General features: G+C 61.8%; 9 protein-coding genes. 3 read left to right on the forward strand and 6 right to left on the reverse strand.

The features are described 5' to 3' along the window. Positions 1–57 precede the first annotated feature (57 nt). On the reverse strand, positions 58–2,160 hold the full coding sequence (locus UW3_RS0105340) for a TonB-dependent receptor (protein ID WP_010221260.1): 2,103 nt from the start codon (positions 2,158–2,160) through the stop codon (positions 58–60). 244 nt (positions 2,161–2,404) lie between these two features. Here UW3_RS0105340 and UW3_RS0105345 point away from each other — a divergent pair, with 244 nt between their 5' ends. Continuing rightward, complete coding sequence (locus tag UW3_RS0105345; protein WP_010221261.1) at positions 2,405–3,094, forward strand: DsbA family protein; 690 nt, start codon at positions 2,405–2,407, stop codon at positions 3,092–3,094. Positions 3,095–3,322: 228 nt separating this feature from the next. Further along, positions 3,323–4,624, forward strand: a complete 1,302-nt coding sequence (locus tag UW3_RS0105350) for an OprD family porin (RefSeq protein WP_010221262.1) — start codon at positions 3,323–3,325, stop codon at positions 4,622–4,624. A 30-nt stretch (positions 4,625–4,654) separates the two neighbouring features. On the opposite strand, the gene UW3_RS0105355 is transcribed toward UW3_RS0105350, so the two are convergent. Together UW3_RS0105355 and UW3_RS0105360 are read right to left on the reverse strand one after the other, a co-directional pair. Further along, positions 4,655–6,319, reverse strand: coding sequence for an FMN-binding glutamate synthase family protein (locus tag UW3_RS0105355; RefSeq protein ID WP_010221263.1), 1,665 nt, complete (start codon positions 6,317–6,319; stop codon positions 4,655–4,657). A gap of 114 nt (positions 6,320–6,433) precedes the next feature. After that, positions 6,434–7,336 carry a LysR family transcriptional regulator gene (locus UW3_RS0105360; RefSeq protein ID WP_010221264.1) on the reverse strand — a complete coding sequence of 301 codons (903 nt, stop codon included), beginning with the start codon at positions 7,334–7,336 and terminating at the stop codon, positions 6,434–6,436. Positions 7,337–7,433: 97 nt separating this feature from the next. Here UW3_RS0105360 and UW3_RS0105365 point away from each other — a divergent pair, with 97 nt between their 5' ends. Next, positions 7,434–8,615 (forward strand): MFS transporter, encoded by a 1,182-nt coding sequence (locus tag UW3_RS0105365; RefSeq protein ID WP_010221265.1) that lies wholly within the window; start codon positions 7,434–7,436, stop codon positions 8,613–8,615. A 5-nt stretch (positions 8,616–8,620) separates the two neighbouring features. Here UW3_RS0105365 and UW3_RS0105370 read toward each other — a convergent pair whose 3' ends face one another. From UW3_RS0105370 to UW3_RS0105380, 3 genes are all read right to left on the reverse strand, one after another. Then, positions 8,621–9,775, reverse strand: a complete 1,155-nt coding sequence (locus tag UW3_RS0105370) for a lysozyme inhibitor LprI family protein (protein ID WP_010221266.1) — start codon at positions 9,773–9,775, stop codon at positions 8,621–8,623. 81 nt (positions 9,776–9,856) lie between these two features. Then, positions 9,857–10,288 carry an Imm30 family immunity protein gene (locus UW3_RS26550; protein WP_010221267.1) on the reverse strand — a complete coding sequence of 144 codons (432 nt, stop codon included), beginning with the start codon at positions 10,286–10,288 and terminating at the stop codon, positions 9,857–9,859. 1 nt (position 10,289) lies between these two features. Continuing rightward, a complete protein-coding gene (locus tag UW3_RS0105380; protein WP_010221268.1) occupies positions 10,290–14,714 on the reverse strand; it encodes an RHS repeat-associated core domain-containing protein in 4,425 nt (1,474 codons plus the stop codon). Between the last annotated feature and the right edge of the window lie 12 nt (positions 14,715–14,726).

A 14,726-nucleotide genomic window follows, 5' to 3' on the forward strand; every position in this document is an offset into this window, starting at 1 on the left:
AGCAATGAAAAGGGCGGCATTGTCTGAACAATGCCGCCCTTTTTTGTTGCTGTGCTGTTAGAAACTATAGGTACCGGTAACGATCAGGCTGCGCGGGTCACCAAACTGGATCTGCGCGGCGCTGGTGGCCGAGCTGTAATAGGTCTTGTCGGTAATGTTGTTGAGCGCCGCACGCAGGTCCCAGTCCTTGGTACGCACACCCACCAGGGCATCCCAGCGGCCATAGCCCGGTAGCACGGCGGTGTTCTGGTTGTCGGCATAACGCTCGCCGACCAGGGTCAGGCCGGTCTCGCCGTACCAGCCCATCTCCGGCTTCCAGGTCACGAACAGGCTGCCATTGTGCTTGGCGACGTTGCTCACGCGGTTGCCTTCCTGGCCGTTGTTGTCCTTGACGATGGTTGCATCCTGAATACCGATACCGCCGCGCACGTACCAGTTGCCAACGATGTTACCGGTGGCGGTCAGCTCGACGCCGCGGGAACGCTGCAGGCCCGAGAGCAGGGTGATGCCAGGGTTGTTCGGGTCGCTGGTACGGCGGTTGTAGAGTTCAAGCTCATAGACCGCCAGGGTGGTGCTCAAGCGCTCGTCGAGCCAGTCGCTCTTGACCCCGATTTCCTTCTGCCGGGTTTGTTCCGGGCTGGTTTCGTTGGTGTTGCCGGCCGCGCCCGGGGTGATCCCGATCAGGCCTCCACCCACTGGCGAGAAGGTCTTGCTCCAGGAGGCATAGAAGGAATGTTCCTGCCAGGGCGAATAGACCACGCCCAGGCGCGGGCTGGTGCTGTTGCTGTCCTGCTTCTCGGAGAGGCCGCGGACCTTGTTGATGGTTTCCACCTCGAACTGGTCGAAACGTACCCCCGCCAGCACTTGCCATTGATCGTTCAGGCGCAGTTGGTCCTGGAGGTACAAACCGCGGCTGTCGACTACGGTGTGGTTGTTGCTGGAGACCACCATGCGACCGTTGTGTTGCAGGTCACGGTTGGGGTTGTTCAGGTCCAGGCCCGGAACCGGGCGAAAGCCCGCGCCCGAGGTCGCTGCAGTGTAGAGGATCGGGTCGCGACGCTGGTTACCGAACTCAAGGCCGGTGAGCAGGGTGTGCTGCAGGCCGAAGGTGTCGAAGTTGCCTTCAAGTTCAAGGTTGTTGAACAGGTTGCGGGTGTTCAGGTCCTGCTGCCAGCGCTGGCGGGTGACCTGGTTGGTGGCGGCGTTGTAGCCGGTCAGGTAGGTGTTGTCGAAATCGCTGTTGAGCTTGAACAGGCCCAGGGTGTGGCGCACCTGCCAGTTGTCGCTGAGCTGGTAGTTCAGGCGCGAGCGCAGGGACTGGGCCTTGTCGTCGATGAAGTCACGCTGGGTATCGCCGTAGGTGGTGTCGCGGCCGACGTCGGCCGGGCGGCCGTTGACGCTGGGGATGCCGCGATCCGGGGTACGGTTGTAGCGGCTGTACTCATATTGCACCAGCCAGTTCAGCTCCGGGGTCAGCTGCCAGCTCATCGATGGCGCGAACAGCTGACGGCTGCCATCGATGCCGTCGCGGAAACTGTTGTTGTCCTGGTTGCCCATGTTCAGGCGCAGGCTGATGTTATCGGTCGGATCGGCGCTGAGGTCGGCATACAGGCTGCGCAGGTCTTCGCTACCGCCCTGGGCCTCGATGCTGGAACGCCGGCCGGCTTCCGGCATCTTGCTCACGCGGTTGACGATCCCGCCCTGGCTGCCGCGGCCATAGAGTACGGCGGCCGGGCCCTTGAGCACTTCAATCCGCTCGATGTTGTGCAGGTCGCGCACGTACTGGCTGTCGTCGCGGATCCCGTCGAGGTAAAAGTCGTTGCTGGCGTCGAAGCCGCGGATGCGCACGCTGTCAAAGCGGGTATCGGCGCCGCTGCTGACGTTGGGGATGCCACTGAGTGCCTTGCCCAGGTCATTGTTGCCGTAGTCCAGCACGTTGCTGGTCTTCACCGCGTCGATGGCCTGAGGCACATAGCGGGCAGGCGTCGAGGTTCGGGTGGCAGTGCTGACTTCGCGTACCCGCGGGTCATCGCGCTCGCGGTCGGACTCGGCGGTGACCGAGACCTCGGGCAGCGTGGTGGTGGCAGCGGCGACCAGGCCTGAGCTGAAAAACAGCGATAGGCCCAGGGTCAGGGGAGAAAGACGGCAGGGGGCAAACATGGCGGACATCCGGGCATTTACGAGAAATGAAAAATCGCGCGAATGATAATGCTTGCCATTTACTAACGTTAACTGTTTCTAAACATGCTGGCGAGGTGTTTGTTTCAAAATATTTCTATTGATTGGCCTTGGGGCTGGTCAGCTATTTGTGCTGTTTTTCGCAACAAATCTGTAACCAGTGCAGCGTTTTTCGCAACCTCCATCCGGCCTAACCTGACGGCATCACTTTTTCTCGGAGGCGCTCATGCCCGTGCAAACCACCCTTCACTATGTTTTCGATCCGTTGTGTGGCTGGTGCTATGGTGCCGAACCGCTGATCAATGCTGCCAGTGGCCTGATGCCGGTCGTGCTGCATGGTGGCGGGATGATGGCCGGTGCCAATCGGCAAAAGGTTTCGGCGCAGTTGCGCGCCTTCGTCATGCCCCATGACCGGCGCATCGCCGAGTACACCGGGCAGCCTTTTGGCCGGGATTACTTCGAAGGACTGCTGCGCGACAACGACGCCGTATTCGATTCGCAGCCGCCAATTGCCGCCATCCTTGCCGCGGAGCAATTGGCGGGCCGTGGCCTTGAACTGCTGGCGCGGTTGCAGCGTGCGCACTACATAGAAGGCCGACGGATTGCCGATGATGCGGTGCTCAAGGCCATCGCCGCCGAGATGGGGCTGCCTGCACACGCCTTTGCCAGCGCTTTGCTGGAAGTGGATTCAGAAAGCCACATGGGTACCAGCCGCGCGTTCATGGCCAGCGTCGGCGGGCAGGGTTTTCCAACCCTGGTGCTGGAACGGGAAGGGCGGCTGCAGGTGATCGATATCGGTCCCTTCCTCGGCAAGCCCGATGCCTTCGTGCAATGGCTGGACCGGGAGTTCTACCTGAGCGCGGACGCAAATGCCTCTAACCCAGCGTTTTGCGCTCCGAATGGCTGCGACTTGTAAGCAGAAACACTTACTTTTCACGAAATTTTGACACGCCGATCCGCACACGGATAGGATTCGGTCAACGCCTGTAGGCCCATCGGCCAAGAGTCCAGAATAAAAGGCCCGCTGCGATCACTCGCAGGCGGGCTTTTCATTTTTAGACCCGTGAGCGTCAACCCACGCAGGGGGCGTGGTTTTTGGCGTTTGGTCGCAGAGCGTCTTTGACTAAGTAATAAGGAAAATAAAATGTTGAAAACCAGGATCAGTCTGATCGCGCTGGGGCTTATGGCAGCGACTCAGGCTATGGCCAATGACCAGGCCGAAGCCAAGGGCTTCGTAGAAGACAGCAAAGCCAGCGTTCTGCTGCGCAACGCCTTCATCAACCGTGACAAGAAGCACCATACCAAAGACCAAAGCGAGTGGGGCCAGGCCTTCATCGGCAAGTTCTCCTCTGGCTACACCCAGGGCACCGTTGGTGTCGGTGTCGACGCTTTCGGTCTGTACGCTGTGCGTCTGGACGGTGGTAAAGGCCGCAACGGCGGTGGCGGTATCGACTTCTTCAAGCCGGCGGACGGCGACTCGCCAACCAACCAGCAGAACTCCCCGCACAATCTGGCCCGTGGTGGCGCAGCAGTTAAATTCCGCATCTCCAACACTGTACTGAAGTACGGTGACCAGATGCCGGAACTGCCAGTGCTGCAGTACGACGACGGTCGCCTGCTGCCAGAAAGCTACACCGGTACCCTGATCACCTCCAAGGAGATCAAGGGCCTGGAACTGAACGCCGGTCGTTTCACCCAGGAAGCCCGCAAGAGTGCTGAAGGCCGTGACAGCGGTGGCCTGAAGTCGATCAACGTATTCGGCGGCAGCTACAAGTTCACCGAAAACCTGTCGGCTTCCCTGTACACCTCCGATGTTGAAGATGTACTGAAGAAGCACTACCTGGGCGTGAACTACGTTCACCCTATCGCCGACGACCAGTCGCTGACCCTGGACTTCAACGGCTACAAGTCGGACATCGACAAGAAGTACGTCGCTGCCGCCGACCTGACCGGTGACTCCAACACCATCTGGAGCCTGGCGGCCACCTACGCCTTCGGCCCGCACTCGATCACCATTGCGCACCAGCGCAGCACTGGCGACACCGGTTATCAGTACGGCTTCTACCAGAACGCCGGTGGCGTGGGTGACGGTGGTTCGACCATCTACCTGGCCAACTCCTACTGGTCCGACTTCAACGCTGAAGACGAGCGTTCCTGGCAGCTGGGCTACGGCCTGGACTTCGGCGCCTTCGGCGTACCGGGCCTGACCTACAAAGTGGCCTACGTGCGTGGTGACAACATCAACACCCACGGCTTCGGCGAAGGTAAAGAGCGCGAAATCTTCAACCAGTTCAAGTACGTGGTTCAGGAAGGCCCTGCCAAGGACCTGTCCGTCAAACTGCGTAGCTCGTTCCTGCGTACTTCTGACAGCGTTCGTCAGAACGGCTACAACGACGACGGTAACGAAGTCCGCGTATTCGTCGAGTACCCGATCAGCATTCTCTGATAGCTGTCTGGTGTCTCCAGCAACCCCGGCCTAGGCCGGGGTTGTTTGTTTTCGGCGCGGGATGGGCTTGATCGTCACTGCCTCGCCGCTCTCTGGCTCGAAGCTGTCGCTGCGGGCCATCCGCCACATCCGTGCATAGAACTCGCTGTCGATCGCGCCGCTGAGCAATTCGCCAGGCTTGAGGAACACGTGCAACTGGGAAAACAGACGGATCTCGCTGGCGCTGATGCGCCGCACCAGGTGCTTGGGCTTGAGTTCGGCCGGGTGCTCCAGGCCCGCAGCGGCGAGCATTTCGCCCAGGGCATGCAGGGTGTTGCGGTGAAAGCTGTAAACCCTGTCGGCTTTTTCCGGTACTACCAGAGCACGCTGGCGTAACGGATCCTGGGTGGCCACGCCGGTCGGGCATTTGTTGGTGTGGCAGCTTTGCGACTGGATGCAGCCGATGGCGAACATGAAGCCACGGGCCGAGTTGACCCAGTCGGCGCCAATGGCCAGCACGCTGGCAATGTCGAAAGCGCTGATAATCTTGCCGCCAGCGCCGATGCGAATCTTGTCGCGCAGGTTCAGGCCCACCAGGGTGTTATGCACGAACATCAGGCCTTCGCGCATCGGCACACCGATGTTGTCGCTGAACTCCCGCGGCGCGGCGCCGGTACCGCCTTCCTTGCCATCGACGACGATGAAGTCCGGAACGATGCCGGTGACCAGCATGGCCTTGGCGATGCCCATGAACTCCCATGGGTGGCCCAGGCAGAACTTGAAACCCACCGGCTTGCCGCCGGACAGTTGGCGCAGTTGCGCCATGAACTCCAGCAACTGTACCGGGCTGCGAAAGGCGCTGTGCGCCGCAGGCGAAATACAGTCTTCCCCCATCAGTACGCCACGGGTGGCGGCGATTTCGGCACTGACCTTGTGCCCGGGCAGTATCCCGCCGTGCCCGGGTTTGGCGCCCTGGCTGAGCTTGACCTCGATCATCTTCACCTGCGGGTCGCGGGCCTGTTCGGCGAAGCGCTGAGGATCAAAACGACCTTCTGCTGTGCGGCAGCCAAAATAACCGCTGCCGATTTCCCAGATCAGGTCGCCACCATGCTCGCGATGGTAGGGGCTGATGCTGCCCTCACCGGTGTCATGGGCAAAGCGGCCGAGCTTGGCCCCCTTGTTCAGGGCGCCAATGGCGTTGGCGCTGAGCGCCCCGAAGCTCATCGCCGAGATGTTGAAGATCGACGCCGAGTAGGGCTGGCGGCACTGCGGGCCGCCGATGCTGATGCGAAACGAGGCGGGGTCGGGCGTTTCGACCGGCAACATGGAATGGCTGATGAACTCGAAGCCCGGCCGGTAGACATCGTTGAGGGTACCGAAGGCTTTCTCGGCGCTTTCGTTCTTGGCCCGCGCGTACACCAGCGAGCGCTGGGCCCGGGAGAACGGCAGCTTGTCATCGTCGCCTTCGAGCAGGTACTGGCGAATCTCCGGGCGGATGGTTTCGATCAGGTAGCGGATGTTACCCAGGATCGGGTAGTTGCGCCGCACGGCGTGCTGGCTCTGGCGCAGGTCATTGAGACCGACCAGGCTGAGCAGTGCGCTGATCAGGGTGAACGGCCAGAGCCAGGAATGGGCAGCGAGAAAGGGCAGGCTGGCAAAGGTGAAAACAAGGCAGCCGACCAAGCAGGCGTAGCGGCTGGGAAGCGAAGCTTTCATGGATCTTCCGCTGATATGAGAGATCCTTCCTAGGATAGGCAAAGCATTGGCTTAGAAAACCAGTGGTTTCGGTAAAACACTTTTATCCCCGCCGTGCTTGTCAGGCGGCCGCGCTCATGCGCTGGTTTCGGTTGCCTGAGCAAGTATTTGCAGAAAAGCGTCGGCGGCCCGTGAGCGTCGATGGCGATGGCTGACGGCGAGTAAACCGATGGTGGCCGCAGCTTCCTTCAGGGGCCGGTAGCACACGCCGCGCTGGTTCAAGGCGCGGGCGCAGGCGGGAACCAACGCAATGCCTTGGCCGGCGGCCACCAAGGCAATGATCGACGTGATCTGGCGTCCCCTCGGCCCGCGCAGCAAGGGCAGCTCGCAATGCTGGAACAAGCGCTCGATGGCATCGTTGAGGCCGGTGCCCTGTTCGTCGCTGTACAGCACCACAGGATGGGCTTGCAGCTCAACGAGGCTGATGGTTTCCAGGGCTGCCAGCGGATCGTCCTCAGCCAGCGCCACCAGCAGTGGCTCCTGATCCAGCGGCTGGACCTGCAGTTCGTTGAGCTGCGGCGGTGGTAACAGACGGCTCAGACCAATCTCCAGGGAGCCTTCGACGATGTGTTGCCATTGCGCCGTAGAGGCTTCCTCGACAAGCGTCAGGCGGACTTCGGGGTAAGCGCGGGAAAACTGCTGAATGGCCTGGGTGAAACGATCGCTCAAGGCCACCGAACTGGCGTAGCCCAGGCTCAGTTGCCCGGCAGTGCCGGCGGCCAGCTTGGCGGCAAAACGCTCGCTGCGTGTCAGTTGCTCCAGTACGCTGCGGGCATAAGGTACGAATTGCTGACCCTCGACGGTCAAACTGACGGCGCGGCTGCTGCGTTCGAACAAGCGAAACCCCAGCTGGCTTTCCAGCGCCGAGATCTGTCGGGTCAGTGCTGGCTGGGCCAGGTGCAGGCGCTGCGCGGCGCGGCCGAAATGCAGGTCGTCGGCGACGGCAATGAAATAGCGCAGTTTTCGCACATCGAGCATGTTGCACCTTGAGGTATCAATCGGTCCGAATTCGGTATTGGTCACGGCCAATGACCGCACCTTATAAACATTGCTCGTCACTGTAACGAGTTTTCCCATGCCATCGCGCCTGTCCGCCACCCGCTTCGCCATGTTCCTCTGCGGATGCGCCGCGTTTCTGCCGCTCTACGCCACCCAGGGCATTCTCGCCGAACTGGCGCAGAGCTTCGCCGTGGATGCCCGGCACGTCAGCTGGAGCATCACCGCCACCACCCTGGCCGTGGCCTTGGTCGCGCCCTTTGTCGGCGTGCTGACCCAGCGTTGGAGCCAGAAGGCCGTGCTGGTGGCAGCAGCCCTGTTGCTCAGCGTACCGGGCTTGATGCTGGCAGGGGCCAGTGACTTGAACAGCCTGCTGCTCTGGCGTTTCGTTCAGGGCATGCTGATCCCGGTGATCTTCGCCACCAGCGTGGCCTACATCGGCGAGCGCTGGCAGGGCGCGATGGTTACTGAAGTCACCAGCCTGTATGTCGCCGGGACCATCCTTGGCGGTTTTGCCGGGCGCTTCCTCACGGGGCTGGTGACCGAATACCTGGGTTGGCGCGAAGCCTTCGTGTTACTGGCAATGCTGACCTTGCTGATTGGCTTGAGTATCCACTGGCTGCTGCCCGGTGGCGGGCGCCTGATCGAAAGCAACCTCACCCACAACCGTATCAGCATGCTGCGCAACAGGCCGTTGCTGGCGGCCTACCTGGTCGGTTTTTGCGTGCTGTTTTCGCAGATTGCCACCTTCACCTATGTCGGCCTCCATCTGCTGGCCGCGCCCTTCAATCTCGGCGTCGCGGCGCTAGGTTCGGTCTATGCGGTATTTCTTCTGGCCCTGGTGGTCACGCCGATTGCCGGCAAGCTGGCCGGTGCCAGGCCGCCTGCGCATCTGGTGCTGGCGGCTGGCGTGCTGGGCCTGCTTGGGTCGTTGCTGACACTGCTCGGCAGCCTGTGGTGGATCGTGTTGGGCCTGGCGTTGAGTTCCACCGGGGTGTTCCTGGCCCAGGCGGCCGCCAATGCTTTTGTCACCAGCACCGCCAAGCACAACAAGGCCGGCGCCGTGGGTTGCTACCTGACCTTCTACTACCTGGGCGGCAGCGCCGGCGCGCTGTTGCCGGCGCTGTTCTGGGAACGCTGGGGCTGGCCAGGCTGTGTGCCGCTGATCATGAGCGCGCAATTGCTGGTGATGCTGATTGCCTGGTACGGCTGGCAGCGCAGCGATGCCGATCATCGCGCACACCGCTGGTGCCGAGAGTAGAACCTTTACTGATCCGGGGCGATGGCAAACATCAGCTGGTCGGCTTCCAGGTAGACGATCGCCTCGCGGCCAATGACGTCCACCGGGCGGGCGGCCACCGCTTCGTGTTCGGGGACGATCTTCTCCAGGCGCTTGCTCACCAGGTCGACCCGCCAGATACAGGCAAAGCCGCCATTGTTGTCGAAGTACAGGACTGGCCGGGTCGGGCTCCAGGTCGGGTTGACCAGGCTCCAGCCGCCGGCATCCTTGTCCATCACCCGGTCGTAGGGGTTGCTGTCGCCGGTAAGGTGCGGGTAATAGATCAGCAGGCCGGAGTTGTCCTGGTTCAGGTCGCCACTGATCTGCGCCTTGGCAAAACGCTTGCTGTTGGACTCGGCCGCGTACAGTTGCGTTGAAGGTTGCGGCGCAGCCTTGGAGCCCAGTTTGTAGGCCATGCTTTGCTGCGCTTCGCCGCTCAGCTTCTGCCGGTAGTAGAACACCCCGTCAATGATCCCGGCATAGCGCCGGCCCTGATCGTTGGCGGTGATACTGTTCCAGCCATCAAAGCGCACATTGCGCGCGAACGGGTGCAGGCCAGGGCGAGCATCGGAGTATTCGTAGAGGGTGCCGATCGGGCGGCTGTCATAGATATTGCCGGGGTTGCTGCCTTCGTCATCCTGCTTTTCGGAAACGAACAACACCACGTTCAGCACGCCATCGAGGGTGGCGACGTCCACCAAGTAGGCAAAACTGTCTTCGCTCATGTCGGCGACGGTGGCCAGGGGAAAGCGCTGCCACGGCTCATCCTCGACCTGCGTGTAGCGCTGATCGCGAGGCAGGGGCTGGAGGCTCTTGGGATCGATCTGTGTGAGTGCCGGTACCGGTGTCAGTAGCTTGATCTGCTGGTCGTAGGCGACTTCCAGGCAGGCGGCGGTCTCGCAGCGATTGCGCACTTCGCGCAGCCAGAAGTTCTCCAGCTCACGGAAGATCTTGCGGTCCTTGAGCGGCTTGTAGCGTTCGTTGAGCGTATCGTCCTTGGCCGACAGCGACGGCGTGGTGCAGATGGCGGTTTCCAGCAGGGTGCTGGCCTTGCTGCAGTCAAAGCCCGCGGCAACGGTTGCAGGGCTGTGCAGGCAGGCAGCGAAAAGGGCAGCAAGGAGCAGGCGCGCGGGGGCTTTCATCGGACGTCCATGTGAATACAAGCGGGGCGCGGATGATACGTCAGCGGCGGCCATAGCGGAATTGGCCGCCGCAGCTTTCATTCATCCTGCCAGAACCGAATCCACCTCGGACTGCTTCTCCGGGTTGTTGGCCAGAAAGTCCTGGAGGTAGCTTTTGATCGCTGCCTTGTTGGCACTTTGCGCCAGGGCGGCGCGGTAGAGTTTGGTGTATTCGGGGGAATTGAAAATCCGATAGTGGATGCTTTCCAGCCAGTCACTGGCCTTTTCTTTAAGGGAGTCGGTGACTTCAATCACTGCTTCGACATAGTTGGCGGGGTCGAAGGATTCAGCCATACCGATTATTTCCTTCATGACGTCGCCATATTCGCAGTCATCGTCCAGGTGCGACAGCATGACCGGAAGGTATTGCGTGTCGCGGGTCTGCGCCATGTCGCGCAGTATTTTGGAAAAACGCGCCACCTCAGCGTCGCTGTTGAAGGTTGCACAGTCGTTGAGGGCTTCTGTCAGGCTCATCCTATTTTCCTCCGCATTTCGATGGTTTCTTGAATATATTCGGAAAGGTACTTTTGTTCTGCCGTATCGTTTCCCGTAGACCCGCCTGGATTTCCTTGGTGTAAAGCCCCTGCTGCTTGTAGATCTTGCGGGCGTCCCAGATATCTCGAGCGAGCGCATCCCTGGGTTTCTCATTGAGGAAAGGTCGCCTTGAATAGGAGCGGGTCATCGGGTGACGGCCTTTGTTCTCAGGATAAATATGCTCCATCTGCATGGCGATGGATTTGTTGCGGCTGATACCGAATTTTTGCTTCATGTATTCGGCTGACGGCATGTGGTGACCGGTCAGGTTATCCCCTGGCGTGCCGGGCAGCTTGCCATAGGCGCCGACGCCGCCCTCACCGGGCAGCAATGCGTTGAGCCCGAGCGGGTCGATCCAGCCCACAGGGTTAGCGGCATATTGGTACAGGTTCAAGCCGCCGGCCAGGCCGATCGGATCCGGTTGGGTAAAGCGTCCGACATCCGGGTCATAGAAGCGGAACAGGTTGTAGTGCAACCCGGTCTCGCGATCCAGGTACTGACCCTGGAACCTGAGGTTCTGCTCCTCGATGAAATGCGCCTCGCGCACTTCCTGCAGGGTATTGCCCCAGACCTGATACCGCGCCTGCCACAAGGCTTCGCCAGTGTCTTCGGTCAGCTGCTCGGGTAGGCCATTGAGGTCGTTGTGGTAATAGCGTACCTGTTGCTGCGGGCCAGTGCCGTCGACCCTGGCCAGCGGTTCATAGCTGTTCTGCACGTACAGATAGAGGCTGGTCTGGCTGTGCCGGTGTTCCTGCAGCAGGCGCAGGCCGTCCCAGGTAAACCTGGTCTGATCAAGCAAGTTGCCGTGCTCGTCATACTCGCTTTTTTCAGTGCGCCGACCCAACGGGTCGTAGCGCATGTTCAGTACCCGCTCGCGACCTCCGTGCTGACTGCGCACCTGCACCAGGCGGTGCTCGGCGTCGTAGCTGAAGTGCTGCACACCGCGCCGGCTGCTGCGTTTTTCAATCAGGCGGCCGAAGGCATCGTAGCGGTAACGTTTGTCCTGATAGGTCAGCAGCCGGTTGTGGCGTACCAGCCCCGCGCCGGCCTGTGGCCCATCGAGCAGGTTGGCGGCGGCGTCGTAGGTAAAGGCTTCGCTCTGGCCCTGGCCGGCGTCCTGGCTGGCCATGATCCGCCCGCTGGCGTCGTAGTGCAGCAGTTGCTGGTGCTGGCTGCCGGGTTGCTGGTTGAAGCGGCTGGTCAGGTTGTCTGCCGGGTCGAAATCGAAGCGTTGCTGCACCGCAGCCGGCAGTTGCGGCGGCTGATGGCTGGGGCGGCGCAGGCGCGAGCGCAAGCGACCACTGCGGTCGTACTCGCTGCGGGTACTGACACGGCCCTGGGTGCGCAGCACTTCACGGTGCAAACGGTCGCGCTCGAAGTCGCTGATTACCTTGCCATCGAGGTTGAGCTGATGCAGGTGACCGCTGCCGTAGTACAGGCGGTTGAGCCAGCGGCCATCGGGCAGTTGGCTCTGGACCAGGTTGCCGAGCTCGTCATAGTGATGCTGCAGCGCACCATTGGCACTGTGTTCCTGTACGAGCTGGCCGGCAGCATCGTAAGCAAAGGCTAGCTGCTCGGTGTTGCCGTCATTGTCGGTGAAGCAGACCGTGGTCAGTTGGTCCAGCGGGTCATAGCTGAAGTCGGTGCGGCCATCGTCGGTCTGTTTGGCAAGCAACCGGCCGGCAGCATCGCGGGTGTATTGGTGAACGATCGACTTCGGCGTTGTGTCCGGCACCAGGGCCAGACCGCTGCCGTATGGCGCAGGGACAAACTCCAGGCGGCTGACATTATCCAGCGGTCCATACTCATAGCGTCTGGCGCTGCCGTCGAGGTCTTGTTGCCGGGTCAGGCGGTCTACCAGGTCCCAGCTAAAGCGATAGCTCTCACCGTTCTCGTTGGTCAGGGCCAGCAGACGGCCGTAGTTGTCGTAGCTGTACTGCACCTGACGTCCGTGCGGGTCTATGCGTTGCAGGAGCTGGCCACGGCGGTTGTAGCGAAACTGCAGGACATGCCCGGCCGGATCGATGTAGCGGCTGAGCTGGCCGCTGCTGTTCAGTTCATAACGCTCGCTACGGCCATCCGGCAACTGCGTGGCAACGACTCGCCCCTGGGCGTCATTCTGGTATTCGGTGCGCTCGCCGAGGGCATCGATGACCGCCTGCAAATAGCCGCGCCGGTCATAGCTGAAGCGGGTCGGATAACCCGAGCAATCGACCTGCTCAATCAGCAGGCCCAGATCGTTCCAGTGCAACTGCTTGTGCTTGCCCGCCGCATCGATGATCTCCACCACCTGGCCACGATCGTCGTAGCGGTAGCGGGTGGTGCGGCCCAGTGGATCGGTTTCGCTGCTGCAGTTGCCGCGTTGATCGTAACGGTAGCTCCAGCGCTTGCCGGCCTTGTCGGTCTGTACCCGGGGCAGCGACCAGTGTTCCAGCCACAGGGTCGACTCGCTGCGGCCCAGTGGGTCGATGCTTTCGCAGAGGTTGCCGGACTCGTCGTACAGATACTGCCATTGTCCGCCTTGCGGGTCGGTGGCGCCCAGCAGCTGGCGCTCGTCGTTCCACTCGAAGCGCCAGGTCAGACCCACGGCGTCGGTGTATTCGGTGATCTGGTACTGCGGGTTCCAATAGCGTGTGCTGACCCGCTGCAAACCATCGGTGATGCGGGTGATGCCCGCCTCGATGTCGTAGTCGAAACGGTACTCGTCGCCGTCGTCGGTCCAGTGTCGGGCCACGCGCCAGTCGTCTGCAGCACGAGTCCATTCGTAGAAGCAGCGCAGGCCGCTGGGCAACTGGTGCTCGACCATGCGCCGGCCCTGGTCGTAGGCGAAGCGCCGTTGCAACTGGCCAGCGGCATCGCGGACTTCGGCCAGGTCGCCGTTGCTGTCGTAGGCATAGCTGACCAGCAGCTCACTTGAATCATCGCTGTACAGGCGCTCGATATGGCTGACCCGTGCCGGCCATTGCGCGCTGTAAACCAACTGCACCTGAACCACGTCGAAAGTGTCGCGCAGCCTGAGCAAGCGGCCACTGGCGTCATAGTCGAGGTAAAGGCGGTTGTCGTTGCGGTCGCCCAGTTGCGCCAGGCGCAGGTGCTGCGGGTTGCCCGGGGTCGGCTGAAACAAACGATAGAGTCCGCTGCTGCTTTCAATCAGCAACTCGTCGTCAAGCGCGCGACGCACGCTCAGGCCTTCGCCAGCGCTGAACACCGCATCACCCCGGGGAATGTTGCCCATGTCGACGACCCGCGCCTGCTCGTCGGTGAACAGCAGGCGCTCGCTGCCTTCAGGATGCGTTTCAATGGCAACGAAGACTTCGTAATCGACGCTCCAGCCAGCACCGAAGAGGCCGTCGCGGCGTTCATCCCGGCTGTTGTAATAGCGCTGCCAGTCCAGTGGGATCAGCGCCGGCAGGCTGAAGTCAAGCTCCTCTTCGCCACTGAGGATTTTTGCGCCGGTCGGTGCATGTACCGGATTGAGCGAGCCGGCAATAGCATTGGTGATCGCCCCGCTCACCTGGCTAGTGACCGCGCTGGCAATGCCACCGATCACCATGCAGCCGAACTTGCTGTAGAACTTGCCGCCGCGCCCGCGCAGCAGCATCAACGCGGTAATCGCCAGGCCGATGCCCGGGGTATTGCCGCTGCGAATCTCGCGGACCACGATCGAGCCGCCGCCGATGCGTACGTTATCGGAGATCAGCCCGGCGTCGACGATCACCGCCTCGCAGGTGCTGCGATCGCCGCTGCGGCAGGCCGGATGGCCGTTGATGGTGACCTTGCTCGAACCTTCGGCCAGGTACTGCGGCGGCATCGGCGGGTGCTTGCTGCAGAGGATCTTGTCGTCGTCGGCAGGCTCGGTGTTCGGCGCCGGGCTGGCGACCGTGGGCCGCCACATCTGCGAGAAAAAGCCCTTGGCCATGTCGAGGAAGCTTTCTTCCTCCTCCTCGGCCGGCGGCTGAGCGGCATCACTGCCAGCGGGCGCCGCAGCGGCAACGATGACACCGGCGGCGCGGGCGGCCGGCTTGCCGTTGGTGTGGGTGTTCTTCGAACCGGTGAGGATGTTGGCTTGCACCGAGGGCGGGAACAGGAAGTTGCCGATGCCCTCGCATAAACTGCTTAAACCCTTGTCGGCGCCGGTCTTGCTCATGGCCACGCCGACCACGATGCCCACCACCGCGCCGAGCACGAAGCAGCCCAGGCCGCCGGTAGCCACGGTAAGGCCCAGCGCCGCGGTCACCGCCGCGGTGGCCAGCATGCCGATGGCGACGTTGGCGGCGACTTCCAGCACGCCGCTGACGATGTCGGCCATCATCGAGGTGTGCATCAGGGCGTCGCCCTGGCGGGCGGCCCACAAGGCGTCAGACATGCAGGGTGCTCA

This window comes from Pseudomonas donghuensis, assembly GCF_000259195.1.
GTDB classification, from domain to species: domain Bacteria; phylum Pseudomonadota; class Gammaproteobacteria; order Pseudomonadales; family Pseudomonadaceae; genus Aquipseudomonas; species Aquipseudomonas donghuensis.

Excerpts from the sequence above, each read along its gene's own strand:
- UW3_RS0105340 (WP_010221260.1), bottom strand. The coding sequence starts at position 2,160 with ATGTTTGCCCCCTGCCGTCTTTCTCCCCTGACCCTGGGCCTATCGCTG.
- UW3_RS0105345 (WP_010221261.1), top strand. The coding sequence starts at position 2,405 with ATGCCCGTGCAAACCACCCTTCACTATGTTTTCGATCCGTTGTGTGGC.
- UW3_RS0105350 (WP_010221262.1), top strand. The coding sequence starts at position 3,323 with ATGTTGAAAACCAGGATCAGTCTGATCGCGCTGGGGCTTATGGCAGCG.
- UW3_RS0105355 (WP_010221263.1), bottom strand. The coding sequence starts at position 6,319 with ATGAAAGCTTCGCTTCCCAGCCGCTACGCCTGCTTGGTCGGCTGCCTT.
- UW3_RS0105360 (WP_010221264.1), bottom strand. The coding sequence starts at position 7,336 with ATGCTCGATGTGCGAAAACTGCGCTATTTCATTGCCGTCGCCGACGAC.
- UW3_RS0105365 (WP_010221265.1), top strand. The coding sequence starts at position 7,434 with ATGCCATCGCGCCTGTCCGCCACCCGCTTCGCCATGTTCCTCTGCGGA.
- UW3_RS0105370 (WP_010221266.1), bottom strand. The coding sequence starts at position 9,775 with ATGAAAGCCCCCGCGCGCCTGCTCCTTGCTGCCCTTTTCGCTGCCTGC.
- UW3_RS26550 (WP_010221267.1), bottom strand. The coding sequence starts at position 10,288 with ATGAGCCTGACAGAAGCCCTCAACGACTGTGCAACCTTCAACAGCGAC.
- UW3_RS0105380 (WP_010221268.1), bottom strand. The coding sequence starts at position 14,714 with ATGTCTGACGCCTTGTGGGCCGCCCGCCAGGGCGACGCCCTGATGCAC.